Consider the following 14475-nt stretch of genomic DNA (forward strand, 5'->3'; position numbering starts at 1 on the left):
CAACAGTTAACGCCCCGGAACCCTTAATAGCCAATACCAGTCAACAATTAAATTTTCAATCCGATAGAATGGGTTATTTACTTCCTATTACACGCAATATTACCTATTCATGTCAACGCCCTCCTCACCTACCTATTCCCAAACATTAGGGGTTATTGCATTAATTGGCTCCATGGCTTCATTATGTATTGGCACTTCATTTGCCAAGTCCCTGTTTTCTGAAGTAGGAGCGCAAGGCACAACCACTTACCGACTGGCTTTTTCTGCCTTGATATTATGCTGTATCTGGCGGCCCTGGCGTTTTAAACTGAATCGCAAGGATGCCTTAAGCATACTCTTGTATGGCTTATCTTTGGCCTCTATCAATTTCCTGTTTTACATGTCGCTTCGCACCATTCCCTTGGGAATTGCGATTGCCATCGAATTCATAGGTCCTCTTTCACTGGCCATTTATTCTTCACGCAAAAAAATTGATTTCCTTTGGATAGCCATGGTAGCGGCGGGATTATACATGCTTATTCCTGAACAGGATTCATTGACAGCCCTTGACCCCGTGGGTGTCGCTTATGCAGCGATTGCCGGTGTAGGCTGGGCCCTGTATATTATCTTTGGTCAAAGAACGCGTAATATTCACCCCGGACAAGCATCCTCATTGGGGATTACGGTTTCTGCGCTGGTAGTTTTACCCTTTGGTATCGGCCATGCAGGAACAGACCTGTTAAATCCGTCCCTGATGCTGCTAGGAATTGGCGTGGCCATTTTATCCAGCGCCATACCCTACTCGCTAGAAATGATTTCCTTGCGTGCCCTGCCTCGCAAAACCATGAGTATTCTACTTAGCCTTGAGCCTGCCATGGGGGCTGTGGCGGGTGTGATTCTTTTGCATGAATTCCTTAGCTTTGCGCAATGGCTGGCCATTGCCTTTATTGTTAGCGCATCCATTGGTTGCGCAATGACTTCGCGCAGTCCGATGCGTGATGAAATGGAGAAAAATCCTGCATGAATAACCTGTATTCTTTTTCGCCCACTAAGGCAGATGGATCCAAACTTGATCTTTCCAGCTTTAAAGACAAGGTGGTGCTTATTGTAAACGTAGCATCCAATTGTGGTTTTACCCCCCAGTATAATGGTCTTGAAAAGCTCTATCGTGCTTACAAAAACCGCGGATTCGAGATTATCGCTTTTCCATGCAACCAGTTTGGCCATCAAGAACCTGGTACCAATGAAGAGATCATGTCTTTTTGCCAATTAAATTACGATGTAAGCTTTACCCTCATGAGCAAGATAGATGTCAATGGTAGCAACGAGGATGCATTGTATACTTGGTTAAAAAAGGAAAAACGCGGTATTTTGGGTAGCCAGAATATCAAATGGAATTTTACCAAGTTTTTGATTAACCGCCAGGGTCAGGTTATCAAGCGTTACGCCCCGGTAACCAAACCCGAACAACTAGAAACTGATATCGAGGAAGCCTTATCATGATTGATCTTTATTACTGGACAACCCCTAACGGTCATAAAATTACCATGTTTCTGGAAGAGACAGGCCTTGAATATAAAATTATTCCTATTAATATTTCCAAGGGCGAGCAATTCTCCCCTGAGTTCCTGAAAATAGCCCCCAATAATCGCATACCCGCTATCGTTGATCACGACCCAATTGATAAGGGTGAGCCCATTTCCATTTTTGAATCCGGGGCAATTTTGCAATATTTGGCTAACAAAACCGGAAAATTCCTGTCTTCTGATTTACGCCTCAGGACAGAAACACTGCAATGGCTATATTGGCAAATGGCAGGCCTGGGTCCCATGGCAGGTCAAAACCACCATTTTTCACAATATGCGACTGAAAAAATACCTTATGCCATTGAACGCTATCGGAATGAAACCAATCGCTTGTATGGTGTTTTGAATAAACATCTGGAAGACAGGGTTTTTATTGCCGGTCATTATTCAATTGCCGACATGGCTTGTTATCCATGGATTGTTTCCCATGAAAAACAAGGCCAAAACCTTGCGGACTTTCCGCACCTGCAACGCTGGTATGAATTGATAAAAGCACGACCGGCAACGATACGTGCTTATGAGATTGCCCGTGAAATCAATCCTTCACCCGCCGTACATGATGAAGAATCCAGGAAGGTACTGTTTGGGCAAACAGCAAAATCCCTGAAATAAAACTGACATTTGCAGCAAAAAAAAACCCCGGTTTTAACGGATTCCTCTGGTGGACCCGTTAAAACCAGGGTTTAACACCGCAAACTTTTACAAATAAACTTTAAGGATAAAGGCCGCGTACTTCCCGTGCCTCGAGAATACGGGTACAGGCTACAATAAATGCAGCGGTACGCAAACTGACGCCATGATGTTTTGCTACATCTGAGACGGCGCGGTAGGCATCGCGCATGAGACGCTCTAGGCGCTGATTGATTTCATCTTCACTCCAGAAGAAACTGGAGAAATCCTGTACCCATTCAAAATAACTAACCGTTACCCCACCCGCGTTTGAAATAACATCAGGAACGATATATACCCCTTTTTGGGTAAGAATATCGTCTGCTTCAGGAGTGGTTGGCCCATTGGCACCCTCTACGAGGATTTTCGTCTTGATCTGGTCAGCATTTTTAATTGTGATTTGGTTCTCAAGGGCCGCAGGAATAAGGAAGTCGGTTGAAACACCCCAGAAGTCCTCATTTGAAATTGCTGTTGCCTCTGAAAAACCCATGACACCCGCATGATTTTCTACATGATTTAACAAATCGAGGATATTGATACCGTTTTCATTGAAAATAGTCCCGGTATGATCTTGAATGGCGATAACTTTGGCGCCCGCTTCGTGAAACAGGCGGGCTGCAGTGCCCCCCACATTTCCAAAACCCTGCACCACCACTTTGGATCCGGAAACACCAAGCCCCAAATCTTTTGCCGCTTCACAGGCCGCAACAAATACGCCCCGCCCGGTAGCCTCTATGCGTCCAAGACTACCGCCAAGCGCAATAGGCTTGCCAGTAACCACGCCAGTTGCGGTGGACCCCTCGTTCATGGAATAAGTATCCATCATCCAGGCCATGGTTTGCGAATTGGTGTTTACATCAGGCGCAGGAATATCTTTGGTTGGGCCGATGATAATGCCGATTTCGCTGGTATAACGGCGCGTAACCCGTTCAAGTTCTTTTTTGGAATACTTGCGTGCATCAATCCGAATTCCACCTTTGGCACCGCCAAAAGGCAAATTTACGGCAGCATTCTTGATAGACATCCAGGCTGCCAGTGCCATTACTTCTGAAAGGCAAACATCCTGGTGAAAACGTACGCCACCCTTGCCCGGACCACGTGATGTGTTGTGTTGTACACGGTAACCCTCAAAGTGGGCGATGGTACCGTTATCCAGTTCAACGGGAACGTCAACAATCAACGAGCGCTTTGGTCTTTTCAGTGTTTCTACCCAACGGCCAAGGGAACCCAAATAAGGGGTCACCCGATCAATTTGTTGAAGGTAGATGCCCCATGCGCCCAGGTCATTTGGATTCAAATATGAAGGGACCGTGTGCGAAGGTGCAATTTCTGAAGTCATTAAAGCTCTCCCGTGAAATAAACTGTCTTATTCACTTTTGGAGATTGTACTTGTTCTATTTCTAATTATTAATACGTCCCCATTAAATTAAGAATTTTTTTAAATAGGGACGGATTGGATGTTGTTTAATTGATATTTGTTACTGCGACGGTATAAGTCGAATTGCCGCTTTTTATATCCATCTTCATGGTCAGGCCCTTTGCGGGGCAATACCACTCGGTAACTGTTATTGGTTTATTACGTGCAGACTTGCCAGAGGAAATAAGGCTTGATTGAATTTGGCCACTGGAAATGGTGCCGTCATAGGTAATTGGCTGGCAGCTCATGAGGCCCATATGGGTATGAAGCTGCTGTGCTTTACCGATCTTTCGTTGGGTGGACTGCAAAAAGGCATTTTCGACATTGACCTGGCTAATGGGTACCGAGGAAGGTAAAGACATTGAAGCCTGGGCATCCGCCCGGTAGGTTTGGGCAGGCAAAGAACCCGTTTGCTCATTGATGATATTGGCCGGCTTTAGAAAATAACCATTAACCCGGCTGGTAATGACCGACCGCATTACGGTGCCCAACATGCCCGCCGAGTCAAATGAGCCACTCAATACTGAACCTCCACTGTTAACCATGAGACGAAAATTGCCTGAACCGTTGATCTGCTGCCCGGCAATCGGGGCATTCGCCTGGATATGCAAATCGGCATGACAATCATTGCCAGCCGCTTTGCTGACCTGTTTTATCCTGATTGTAAAATGTCCCTTTCCGCCATTGATATTGCCTTCAATTTTACCGTTCGGCTTTAGCCAGGGACTTTGGCAATAAACCTGTTCGGCGTGAGCATTGGTTCCGGCACCCAACAAAAGCAGGAAACACAGGACATTAAGACGAGTAATGGGGGAATAGGCTTTCATGGTGAGGTCCGTTTATCTAAGCATGATTTCAACAAGAGCGGGCAATTTCAACTCTTTGGCCAGGTCTATGGCACTTTTACCCAACTGGTTTACTGCTTTAGGATCAGCGCCTGCAGCCATCAAGGCCTTGACTACCTCGGAGTTTTTTGAGGTTACCGCCATATAAATGGGTGAACTTCCTTCTGCCGCCGGCGCATTCGGAAATGCGCCATTGGCCAGCAGCATCTTGACCATGTCAACATGGCCCATTGAAGCCGCATAATGCAGGGGCGACCAGCCCAAGCGGTTAACTTCGGCCCCCTTGAAGATCAGTCCTTCAGCACGGCGCACATCACCAATAATTGCCAAGTACATTAAAGGTGTTTCACCATTAATGTTTTCAATATTCAGATTAACATTGGGGTCTCTGGCCAGGACATCAAACACACCCATGGATTTGTCACGAATAGCCTGCATGATGGGCGGTTGCCCTCCCTGGTTAAGCGCATTAACGTCTTGACCTTTTTGGATGGCCTTCTGGACCGAAGACGCCCGATTATTCTTAATATCATTCCACCAGGCACCCGATGTATTAGCGAGTGCCGACACGGAAAAAACCATCGCACCCACCAACAAAGCAGACTTGAGTTTAATATTGCGCATTACAGACCTTTTCAATTAATTGGATCATTTTAAGCATAGAAACATTTAGTATACAAAATGTTAATACACCCAAGGCAAATAAAACCAGCATCTTTACCCTGATTTACGGTTTTGCTTTTTGGAATAACCGGAAAAAATTGTCTGTACTGGCTTGCTCGATCTCCTTTAATGTCACTCCCCTGAGATCGGCAATTTTCTCGGCAACATGAATGACTTTGGAAGGATCATTTAATTTCCCCCTGAATGGGACCGGCGCCAGATAAGGAGAATCGGTTTCAATCAGCAGACGTTCCAACGGTAATTTTTGCGCAACCTCATGCAATTGGTGCGCATTCTTGAATGTAACAATACCGGACAGCGAAATATAAAAGTCCTGCTCAAGGGCTGCCTGGGCCACTTCCCAAGTTTCAGTAAAACAATGCATGACACCGCCACATCGGTTCGCACCCTCTTCTTTCATGATTTGAATCGTGTCTTCGGCTGAAGATCGGGTATGAATGATCAGGGGCAATCCACTTTGAACCGCTGCCTTGATATGCACCCGAAAACGTGCTCTTTGCCAGTCAAGCGGCTCACTAAGACGATAATAATCAAGTCCGGTTTCGCCAATCGCCACTATTTTGGGGTGGCGCGCGTGCTCACACAACATATCAACGGTTGGTTCTGGCGTATCCTCATAGTCAGGATGAACACCAACCGAACCAAGCAGATGGGGGTATTTTTCGATCAGCCCAATGATCCTGGGCCAATCGGGCAAATTGACACTGACACACAAGGCGCGTCCAACATTATTCTGTTTCATTTTATCCAGAATATTATCCAGGTCCTGGCTTAATTCAGGAAAATCCAAATGACAGTGTGAATCAACAAACATGATTTATTACTTATGAAAAATTAATTACGATTTAGAAATACAATTCAAGGCCACACGCTGTAATGTAGACATAATAAACAAGCGGGCATTTAGCGGATGATCGGCAATACGCTGCTGTTCTGTCAGCCATTTAAGCAACTGGACAATTTTATCCGCCGCCATGTTACCAGCAATGATTGACGCATTTTTGCCCAGGGTCGGAAAGTAACGTGATGCCTGTCCGTAACGGTTAAGGCTTACATCAAAAACAAATCGCTGAAGACTGTCCAACCACTGTTTAGCGGGAATTTTTTCCAATAATTCCGCCAGTTTATCAAGATTGGGCATTTCTCGATGTGCCAGTTTGTCACCAAACGCCGACAGCCAGTATTTGACAGGCTCATAATCAGATTGGCTAAAAGCAAGAGCACTGAGCGGTGCCCCACCGGTAGACGCCAACCACACCAGGCCATCCTCAAGCCCGTTTTTCTGTAGCCAGGATAACGCCATTGCCGTTTCAGGAACCGGCAGCGCCAAACGGCGGCAACGCGATAGCAAGGTAGGCAATAAACGCTGGATTGAATGTGTGACCAAAAGAAAAATGGTATTTTCCGGTGGCTCTTCGAGTACTTTAAGCAAAGCATTCGAAGAAGCGGCATTCAGGCTTTCTGCCGGATACAGCACAACGACACGGTAACCGCCCCGATGAGTGGAAACCGTAAACAATTTTTCAAGCTGGCGAACCTGTTCTATCCTGATATCCTGGGACAGGTTTTTTTTGGCGCCACTTTCTTCATCTGCTTCAGGTGCCGTAACAAACCCTTCTTTAACCGCAATGGCATCGGGCAATACCATTCTTAAATCAGGGTGATTTCCTGATTTGATCCAACCACAAGATTCACAGTGCCCGCAGGCTATCCCGTTATGGGATGACTCGCACAATAAACCGGCAGCGGCCGCATGGGCAAATCTGAGCTTGCCTATACCTGGGATACCGTGAATGATCCAGGCATGTGAAAATCGCTCTTTATTGCCCAACCATTGACTGGCAATATCCGTTTGCCATGGCAGAAACTCAGGTATGTGCATTGATTCTCTGCCTGATAAACTTCAGCAAGCCAGCTTCTACAAATTCCTTGACCTGGTCAAAAGGCTGGGTGGAATCGACTACCATGAAGCGCGCTGGGTCGTTGGCTGCACGCTGCAGATAAGCATTGCGAACAGCCTCGAAAAACGTATCGTTTTCCTGCTCAAACCGGTCAAGGCTAGCACCGTGTCGGCCCAAACGCTCACGTGAAACGGCAAGGGGCACATCAAACAGCAGCGTCAAGTCAGGATTCAGCCCCGCTTGTACCCAGTTTTCCAGTGCAGCAATCTTGCCAGTATCAAAATGACGACCACCTCCCTGATAGGCATAGGTGCTGTCGGTAAAACGGTCACAAAGTAACAGCTTGCCTGCCGCCAGTGCTGGCTTGATCACGCGGTTAAGGTTTTCCTGACGCGAGGCAAACATCAACAAGGCCTCGGTTTCCTGACTCATGGATTCATGCAACAGGATTTCACGCAACTTCTCACCTACCGGTGTGCCACCTGGCTCCCGGGTCATCACCACTTCCAACCCCTGCTGCGCGAAAAAATCAGGCAACCATTGCATATGGCTGCTCTTGCCGGCGCCATCAACGCCTTCCAGTGTAATAAAAAGCCCAGACATTACTGATCCCTTTTCAAGATATATTTTTGTACGTTTTGATTATGTTTTCTTAGGTTTTCGGCAAACTCACTGGTTCCGTCACCACGGGCAACAAAATAATAATACCCATGCTTTTCAGGATGCAGGGCTGCCTGGATGGACAATGCGCCTGGAATAGCGATGGGCGTAGGCGGCAATCCCTGTCGGGTATAGGTATTCCAGGGCGTATCGGTTTGCAAATCTTTCTTTGTAATTTTGCCTTTGTAATTGTCACCCATGCCATATATTACCGTGGGGTCGGTTTGCAAAAGCATATTTGCCTTGAGTCGATTGGCAAAAACCCCAGCCACACGATCACGGTCCTCTCCATGGCCTGTTTCTTTCTCTACAATCGAAGCTAAAATCAAGGCCTCGTAGGGGGTTTTCAATGGACTGTCGGGGTCACGGTTTTCCCAGGCCTGCAATAATCGTTTCTGCCCTTCATCATAGGCACGTTTTAAAATCTGGAAATCAGAGTCTCCCGGCACAAACACATAGGTTTCGGGAAAAAAAAGGCCCTCAGGGTGCGTATGGACTGCGCCCAGTTTTTTTAACAATTCCTCGTCAGTAACATCATCCAGTGTTTGCTTGATATCCTTATTGGCCTTCAATGCCTGACGAATTTGTTTGTAAGTCCAGCCCTCGATCAGGGCAATTTGCCGCTTGATCATGTCGCCACTGGAAAGCTTGTTCAGAACGTCTACGGGTGTCATTCCTTGGGTAACTTCATAAGCACCTGCCTTCAACTGGACATCCTGCCCGGTATAGCGTGCATATAGAATAAAAAGTTGCGGCTCGATATCCAATCCGGCTTTGGCTAGGGTTTCTGCCACCGTGCGTATGTTACTGCCTTTGGGAACATTGAATTCCACTGCCGGGGAAGACATGGGAATGGGGCTGGTAGACCAGTGCCAGACTTTACCGCCCAAGCCGATTGCCAGCAACAGGGTGCAAATAACAAAAGCCAGGACAAGGGACTTGAATAGTTTCATGCGTACAAGCGTAGTGGAGTAATTTAACAAGGCTCAATTGTATCAGGCAACAAGGCAATAACCATGCATTCAAAGGCGCCAGCCAAAAGGCCGGCATGGCTGCGTTAAAACGGCATGCCATTTACAATTAACCTTCACCGGGATCGGGAAATATGGCTGATCCGGCTAATATGGCGTACTATTAAAACATTCAAGTTTGTATTAGTAAGACAGGATAATATCCATGATTTCAGCCCCTCAAGAACCTATCGCAGATACTTTATTTCAAAGTGACCTTCCTCATTTTACCGTTTTCTCTGTCACCGGAGCCGATGCAAGCAATTTTCTGCAGGGACAGTTAACCCAGGATATGACACTGGCCTCTGAAAATCACGCCGTGCTTTCCGCCTATTGTTCACCCAAAGGACGTGTACTGGGCAGTTTCCTGATCTGGAAAACCGCAACAACCGATAACGAACCGGCTTTCAAATTCCTGGTTCGCACTGACATTGCCGAAATGCTGATCAAGCGCTTGCGCATGTATGTCATGCGATCAAAAGTAGTCTTTACCCCTGAAACCCTTGTCATCAAGGGCATATGGTCACCCTCAATCAATGAATTGGGTAAGCGGCTTGAGCTGGATCTGGAAAAAACACCGGCATGGAATGTGGTAACCAAGAACGAATGCACCTGGATTGCCCTGCCTGATGTAGCCGGCAATAAACGCTTCTTCTGCATGTATGACCCTCAGGCCGGTAGTCAAGCGTGCTTCTGTTCCTTGTTAAACCATAAGGACACCGCGCAATGGGATGCCATGGAAATATTAAGTGGTACGCCGTGGATCGAAAAGAACAACCAGGAACTGTTCATCGCACAAAGCATCAATTTTGATGTAATTCATGGCATTAGTTTTACCAAGGGATGCTACCCGGGCCAAGAGGTGGTTGCCCGCAGTCACTACCGCGGCACCTTAAAGCGTCGTATGGCCATTGGCATTGTCAGTAATGCCACCGACCCCGAAACCTGGATGCCTGGCAAAGACGTATTCGATGCCCAGGATACCAATGAGCCGTGTGGCCAAATCGTCAACAGTACCGCTTGCGATGGCAAGGTATATCTTCTGTTTGAAACCAAATTGACCGCGCTTGAACATAAGCAGCTCCACCTTGGCAACCCCGAGGGGCCCCAAGTGGAATTGGTTGAAATCCCCTATTCGCTTGAAAAGCCTGAGATCCGGAAATAATTCAATCGAACCATTTCCGGTTCGCCCTTAAGCCAGATCAGACAAGGGATGCTTGTCTGATGCTGGCCAGGGAGCTGCAAGATAAGACGCCAGCAATGCTTCACTGACATCATCAATACCAGAAGGTGTCCATTGGGGATTCTTGTCCTTGTCCACCAGCAGGGCACGTATTCCTTCCTGCAACTGGCCATCGGCACAACAATGCAGCGCCACAATATATTCCATACGAAAAACATCAGCCAATGACAGGTGCAAAGCCTTACGTTGCAAGACTATGCCCAAGGCCATGGATAAGGGGGCACCTTTTAACATCGTGGCAGCGGCACGGGATAGCCAGGCATCTTCACTGTCTTTCAGCAAGGCGATATTGCGATAAATGGCCTTGATATCAGCCGGTGCGCAAATTTCATTGATCAAGCCATAGTGCTGCTGCAATGGCCCAGCTTCAGCCGGTTTTCCTTTGTGGGCAGATAAAACGGCATGGACAATATCATCATTAAATGTACGATGCTGCGGTGCTTGCCAGTCTGAAGCCTGCAGCGCATTAACGACAGACGTCCAGCTTGCATGATCTACCTGATAATTGGCAAGTCCGGAAAAAAGGGCATCAGATGTATTCAGAATGGCACCGGTACTGGCCAGGAACGCACCTGTTTTACCAGGCAGGTGATTGAGTACCCAGCTACCGCCCACATCGGGAAAAAGACCAATACTGACTTCTGGCATGGCCAGTCGCGAGCTTTCGCTTACCACCCGGTGACTGGCACCAATCATCAGGCCAATGCCGCCACCCATTACAATGCCATGACCCCAGCAAATAATCGGTTTGACACTGGTATGTATTTGATAGTCCAGTTTATATTCAACCTCAAAGAATTCGCGTGAATATGTATTTGCCCACGCGTCCTGCCCCTGATGGATTTGCATGCTTTGGTACAAGCCGTGCAAATCACCACCGGCACAAAATGCCTTATCACCGGCCCCTTGCATGATAACCAACACCACGTCAGGATCAGCCTCCCACTGGGCAAGCCGTTCACTTAGCAGGCGGCACATTTCAAGCGAAAGCCCGTTCAGTACCTTTGGCTGGTTAAGCGTGGCAACACCAATACGGTAGCCATTATGGGTGTTAAGTTCAGTAAATAAAACAGGTGACGACATTGTTCCTCCTTGAGTCGCATGAATTTATTATGTGTTATCCCGATGTTCGGTATAGTTGTTGATACGTGATTTTTTTTGCCTGAGATGCTTCTTGGTTAATATGCCGGCCTTGCGGTGTTCTGCCCGGCGTCTTCTGGACTCTTTGGGGTCAAACACAAGCTTGCGATACAGTTCAATCCGGTCACCATCTTGCACCATTTGCCGTGATGAGCATTTGATTCCATAAATACCTTTGCCAAGACTGACAAGATCCAGTGACGGAAAAGCATCCGCAACACCGCTTAGGGCAATGGCATCCGCAACCGTACTTCCGGCGGGCACACAAAATATTTTGTGCCAGATATGGCTGGCCGTAGCCGGAAAACTAAGGGAAACATGAAGATCAGCGGTCGCCATAAATCACCTGCGCCCGTTTGGTAAAGGAATCGATAAAACTGTTGGCGATGCGATTGAAGACCGGACCCACCAGCATTTCAAGCGTTTTACTGTTGAAAGCATAATCAAGGGTGAAAACTACCTTACAGGCTTCCTCATCAAGTTCAATGAACTCCCAAGTGCCATTTAATGCCGAAAACGGACCATCCACCAGTTCGAGCTCTATTTTGCCAGGGTAAGCATGTTTGTTGCGGGTAGTAAATGTTTGCCTGATTTTAGCAAGACTGATAGTAACCGATGCAACCACACCATCTTCGAGCTGTTCCTTGATGGCTGAACCGCCGCACCAAGGCATGAATTCGGGGTATTTTTCAACATCGGAAACCAGGTCAAACATCTGGCTGGCCTTATAAGGAAGAAGTACGGATCTTTGGACAGTATGCATTAAATATCTTTTACAGGGTTAAATCAATTAGCCAATGGCAAATGTAGACGTTTAAAGGCAATCTTGCCATAAATTTCATTTTCATGTGGTGTATTCATTTACAATAACGACTTAAGCCGACAATCATAAAAATACAGTTCATAAAAGGTCCTATTTTAACGGCTGTAGCATTTTTATAATATAAATCATGAGCATTGTAGAAAATCGAAAAGCCCGCCACGACTATTTTATTGAAGAGAACTTTGAAGCAGGCATCGTGCTTGAGGGCTGGGAAGTCAAAGCCATACGGGCTGGCAGGGTTCAATTAGGTGAAAGCTACGTTATTGTACGTGATGGCGAACTCTGGTTGCTGAACATGCACGTTAGTCCGCTAGCCACCGCTTCCACCCACATACATCCAAATGCAACACGCACACGCAAGTTGCTAATGAATAAAAATGAAATCAACAAGTTAATTGGCAAGGTTGAAATCCGGGGCTATACCTTGGTACCCCTTAACCTGCATTTTAAAAATGGTCGGATCAAGCTTGACTTTGGCCTGGGCAAAGGCAAGAAGCTTCATGATAAACGTGACACCGCCCGCGACAAAGACTGGCAGCGTGAAAAGGAACGGATCATGAAGCACGACACACGTCGCCAGTAAATGACGTAACTGTCATTAATAAATTAATTTGGCCGCTTATCAGATAAATTTCTGCAAGCGACCATAAAAAAAGGAGACGCTAGGTCTCCTTTTTTATTGATATCAGAAAGTACTACCCGGCATTTTCACGATGCCTCTTTGGGTTTTTCAGTGGTGTTTTTAATAATGGTCATGGCCGAAGCTACCAGGCCACCCATATCAGACAAATTGCCAGGCAGAATAAGGGTATTGCCCTGCTTGGCCAGATTGCCGAATGCTGCCACATAGTTTTCTGCCACTTGCAAATTAACCGCCTCAAGACCACCAGGCTGCTGAATGGCATGTGCAACCATACCGATGGCCTCAGCGGTTGCCGAAGCAATCGTGGTAACCGCCTTGGCCTCACCTTCAGCGTTATTGATTTGCGCTTGTTTTTCACCTTCGGAGCGGGCAATGGCAGCCTCACGCTCACCGGTTGCAATATTGATCTGTTCCTGGCGACGACCTTCGGAGGCGGCAATCAAGGCCCGTTTTTCACGTTCTGCGGTGATCTGTGCCTGCATGGCGCGTAAAATTTCACTGGGCGGGGTAAGGTCTTTGATTTCATACCGCAATACTTTTACACCCCAGTTTGTGGCAGCCTCATCAAGAGAAGACACGATCGTACTGTTGATGGCATCCCGCTCTTCAAAAGTCCGGTCCAGTTCCATTCGACCAATCACTGAACGCAAAGTGGTTTGTGCAAGCTGCGTGATGGCAACAATATAGTTTGAAGAACCGTATGAGGCCCGCATTGGATCGGTAACCTGAAAGAAAATAACCCCATCAACCTGTAATTGGGTGTTGTCCCGGGTAATACAAACCTGACTGGGAACATCAAGGGGTATTTCTTTTAAAGAATGCTTGTAGGCAATTTTTTCAATGAAGGGAATGACAAACTTTGCCCCCGGTGACAGTGTCCTGTCAAATTTACCAAGCCGCTCTACCACCCAGGCATGTTGCTGTGGAACAATGGCAATAGTCTTGATGAAGATAATCAGGGCTAATACAAAGACAATTAACCAAAAAATAATTGAAGTATCAAATTCCACAGTAATGCTCCTATGGTTTGGCTGGAAATCAGGACGATTTAAGTACCGGTTTTAAAATAAGGGTAACGCTTTGGATATCGACAATGACATATTGTCCGGGCGAAGGTGTTTCTGAAACCGATGGATCAAGTTTTACCTGCCACTGGGCTCCTCTGTAATAAACAGTCGCCGTACGTTGGCCTGTCCATGATTTCACTTCCACCAGCTGTCCAATATCAAGATTGACATTGCTATCACTGGTTGCCTTGAGATGTCCTTTTTTTAAAAGCACCCCTGTTTTTTTAAGAATTAGCAAGCCGGCAATACCAATGATGCTGCAAGTAGCCACCTGTACTGCCAGACTAAAACCAAAATAGGCAACAATACCCGAAGCGGCTAGTCCAAGCGCTACAAGCAGCATGTAAAATGTGCCTGAAAGCAGTTCGGCAATCAGGGCCACAACCGCAAGACCAAACCAGACCCATCCCATATTGTCACCTATTAAAAAACATTAACCGTATATTAAGACAGCTCTAGCAACTCAACCTCAAATACCAGGGTTGCATTAGGTGGAATCACGCCACCGGCACCCCTGCTGCCATAACCCAAAGAGGCTGGAATGGTTAATTTGCGTTTTCCGCCAATTTTCATGCCTGCCACGCCCTGATCCCATCCTTTAATAACATGACCAGCACCCAGCGGGAAAGAAAATGGTTGGTTGCGATCTTTGCTGGAATCAAATTTCTTGCCATTATCCAGCAACCAGCCAGTATAGTGAACGGTTACATGCTGACCGCTTTTTGCTTCCTCGCCAGTCCCTGCTTCAATATCTTCAATAATCAATTCACTCATTATCATATCCTTAAATTCAAATGTTTGTTGAGTA

General features: G+C 46.7%; 18 protein-coding genes. 5 read left to right on the forward strand and 13 right to left on the reverse strand.

The annotated features are described in order from the left end of the window. Nucleotides 1-109 precede the first annotated feature (109 nt). Genes ACM5Q9_RS04185 through ACM5Q9_RS04195 form a run of 3 tightly spaced genes read left to right on the forward strand, consistent with a single transcriptional unit; the run spans nt 110 to nt 2177 of the window. Complete coding sequence (locus ACM5Q9_RS04185) at nt 110-1003, forward strand: EamA family transporter (RefSeq protein ID WP_418143473.1); 894 nt, start codon at nt 110-112, stop codon at nt 1001-1003. Further along, a complete protein-coding gene (locus ACM5Q9_RS04190) occupies nt 1000-1482 on the forward strand; it encodes a glutathione peroxidase (protein ID WP_418143474.1) in 483 nt (160 codons plus the stop codon). Before ACM5Q9_RS04185 ends, ACM5Q9_RS04190 begins: the two co-directional genes overlap by 4 nt. Further along, a complete protein-coding gene (locus ACM5Q9_RS04195; protein ID WP_418143475.1) occupies nt 1479-2177 on the forward strand; it encodes a glutathione S-transferase N-terminal domain-containing protein in 699 nt (232 codons plus the stop codon). The genes ACM5Q9_RS04190 and ACM5Q9_RS04195 overlap by 4 nt, the downstream gene beginning before the upstream one ends. Nucleotides 2178-2277: 100 nt before the next feature. Here the strand turns inward: ACM5Q9_RS04195 and ACM5Q9_RS04200 are convergent, their stop codons facing one another. The 7 genes from ACM5Q9_RS04200 to mltG all read right to left on the reverse strand — a co-directional run bounded on the left by ACM5Q9_RS04200 (nt 2278) and on the right by mltG (nt 8694). Further along, a complete protein-coding gene (locus tag ACM5Q9_RS04200) occupies nt 2278-3573 on the reverse strand; it encodes a Glu/Leu/Phe/Val family dehydrogenase (protein WP_418143476.1) in 1296 nt (431 codons plus the stop codon). Between the two features lie 125 nt (nt 3574-3698). Then, nucleotides 3699-4478 carry a hypothetical protein gene (locus ACM5Q9_RS04205; protein ID WP_418143477.1) on the reverse strand — a complete coding sequence of 260 codons (780 nt, stop codon included), beginning with the start codon at nt 4476-4478 and terminating at the stop codon, nt 3699-3701. Between the two features lie 12 nt (nt 4479-4490). After that, a complete protein-coding gene (locus tag ACM5Q9_RS04210) occupies nt 4491-5120 on the reverse strand; it encodes an ankyrin repeat domain-containing protein (RefSeq protein WP_418143478.1) in 630 nt (209 codons plus the stop codon). A gap of 103 nt (nt 5121-5223) precedes the next feature. Further along, nucleotides 5224-5994: a TatD family hydrolase gene (locus ACM5Q9_RS04215; protein WP_418143479.1), complete on the reverse strand. Its 771-nt coding sequence runs from the start codon at nt 5992-5994 to the stop codon at nt 5224-5226. Nucleotides 5995-6018: 24 nt separating this feature from the next. Next, the gene (gene holB, locus ACM5Q9_RS04220; RefSeq protein ID WP_418143480.1) at nt 6019-7062 is read right to left on the reverse strand and encodes a DNA polymerase III subunit delta'; all 1044 of its coding nucleotides are present in this window, start codon (nt 7060-7062) and stop codon (nt 6019-6021) included. Next, nucleotides 7049-7684: a dTMP kinase gene (tmk, locus tag ACM5Q9_RS04225; RefSeq protein WP_418143481.1), complete on the reverse strand. Its 636-nt coding sequence runs from the start codon at nt 7682-7684 to the stop codon at nt 7049-7051. The genes holB and tmk overlap by 14 nt, the downstream gene beginning before the upstream one ends. Beyond that, the gene (gene mltG / locus ACM5Q9_RS04230; RefSeq protein WP_418143482.1) at nt 7684-8694 is read right to left on the reverse strand and encodes an endolytic transglycosylase MltG; all 1011 of its coding nucleotides are present in this window, start codon (nt 8692-8694) and stop codon (nt 7684-7686) included. The genes tmk and mltG overlap by 1 nt, the downstream gene beginning before the upstream one ends. Nucleotides 8695-8917: 223 nt before the next feature. Between mltG and ACM5Q9_RS04235 the strand changes: the two genes are divergently transcribed. Next, nucleotides 8918-9916, forward strand: a complete 999-nt coding sequence (locus ACM5Q9_RS04235; protein ID WP_418143483.1) for a YgfZ/GcvT domain-containing protein — start codon at nt 8918-8920, stop codon at nt 9914-9916. Between the two features lie 27 nt (nt 9917-9943). Here ACM5Q9_RS04235 and ACM5Q9_RS04240 read toward each other — a convergent pair whose 3' ends face one another. From ACM5Q9_RS04240 to ACM5Q9_RS04250, 3 genes are read right to left on the reverse strand one after another with little or no spacing between them, the layout of a single operon-like run. Next, a complete protein-coding gene (locus tag ACM5Q9_RS04240; RefSeq protein WP_418143484.1) occupies nt 9944-11077 on the reverse strand; it encodes an enoyl-CoA hydratase/isomerase family protein in 1134 nt (377 codons plus the stop codon). Between the two features lie 27 nt (nt 11078-11104). Continuing rightward, the gene (locus ACM5Q9_RS04245; protein ID WP_418143485.1) at nt 11105-11473 is read right to left on the reverse strand and encodes an RnfH family protein; all 369 of its coding nucleotides are present in this window, start codon (nt 11471-11473) and stop codon (nt 11105-11107) included. Then, nucleotides 11460-11897, reverse strand: a complete 438-nt coding sequence (locus ACM5Q9_RS04250) for a type II toxin-antitoxin system RatA family toxin (protein WP_418143486.1) — start codon at nt 11895-11897, stop codon at nt 11460-11462. The genes ACM5Q9_RS04245 and ACM5Q9_RS04250 overlap by 14 nt, the downstream gene beginning before the upstream one ends. A gap of 187 nt (nt 11898-12084) precedes the next feature. On the opposite strand from ACM5Q9_RS04250, the gene smpB reads away from it, so the two are divergent. Further along, the gene (gene smpB / locus ACM5Q9_RS04255; protein WP_418143487.1) at nt 12085-12540 is read left to right on the forward strand and encodes an SsrA-binding protein SmpB; all 456 of its coding nucleotides are present in this window, start codon (nt 12085-12087) and stop codon (nt 12538-12540) included. A gap of 125 nt (nt 12541-12665) precedes the next feature. On the opposite strand, the gene ACM5Q9_RS04260 is transcribed toward smpB, so the two are convergent. Genes ACM5Q9_RS04260 through ACM5Q9_RS04270 form a run of 3 tightly spaced genes read right to left on the reverse strand, consistent with a single transcriptional unit; the run spans nt 12666 to nt 14441 of the window. Then, nucleotides 12666-13610: an SPFH domain-containing protein gene (locus ACM5Q9_RS04260; RefSeq protein WP_418143488.1), complete on the reverse strand. Its 945-nt coding sequence runs from the start codon at nt 13608-13610 to the stop codon at nt 12666-12668. Between the two features lie 28 nt (nt 13611-13638). After that, nucleotides 13639-14079, reverse strand: coding sequence for an NfeD family protein (locus tag ACM5Q9_RS04265; protein WP_418143489.1), 441 nt, complete (start codon nt 14077-14079; stop codon nt 13639-13641). 32 nt (nt 14080-14111) lie between these two features. Then, nucleotides 14112-14441 (reverse strand): FKBP-type peptidyl-prolyl cis-trans isomerase, encoded by a 330-nt coding sequence (locus tag ACM5Q9_RS04270; RefSeq protein WP_418143490.1) that lies wholly within the window; start codon nt 14439-14441, stop codon nt 14112-14114. Between the last annotated feature and the right edge of the window lie 34 nt (nt 14442-14475).

Origin of the sequence: Advenella sp. RU8 (assembly GCF_048381675.1) — a bacterium.
Lineage (GTDB): Bacteria > Pseudomonadota > Gammaproteobacteria > Burkholderiales > Burkholderiaceae_B > Advenella.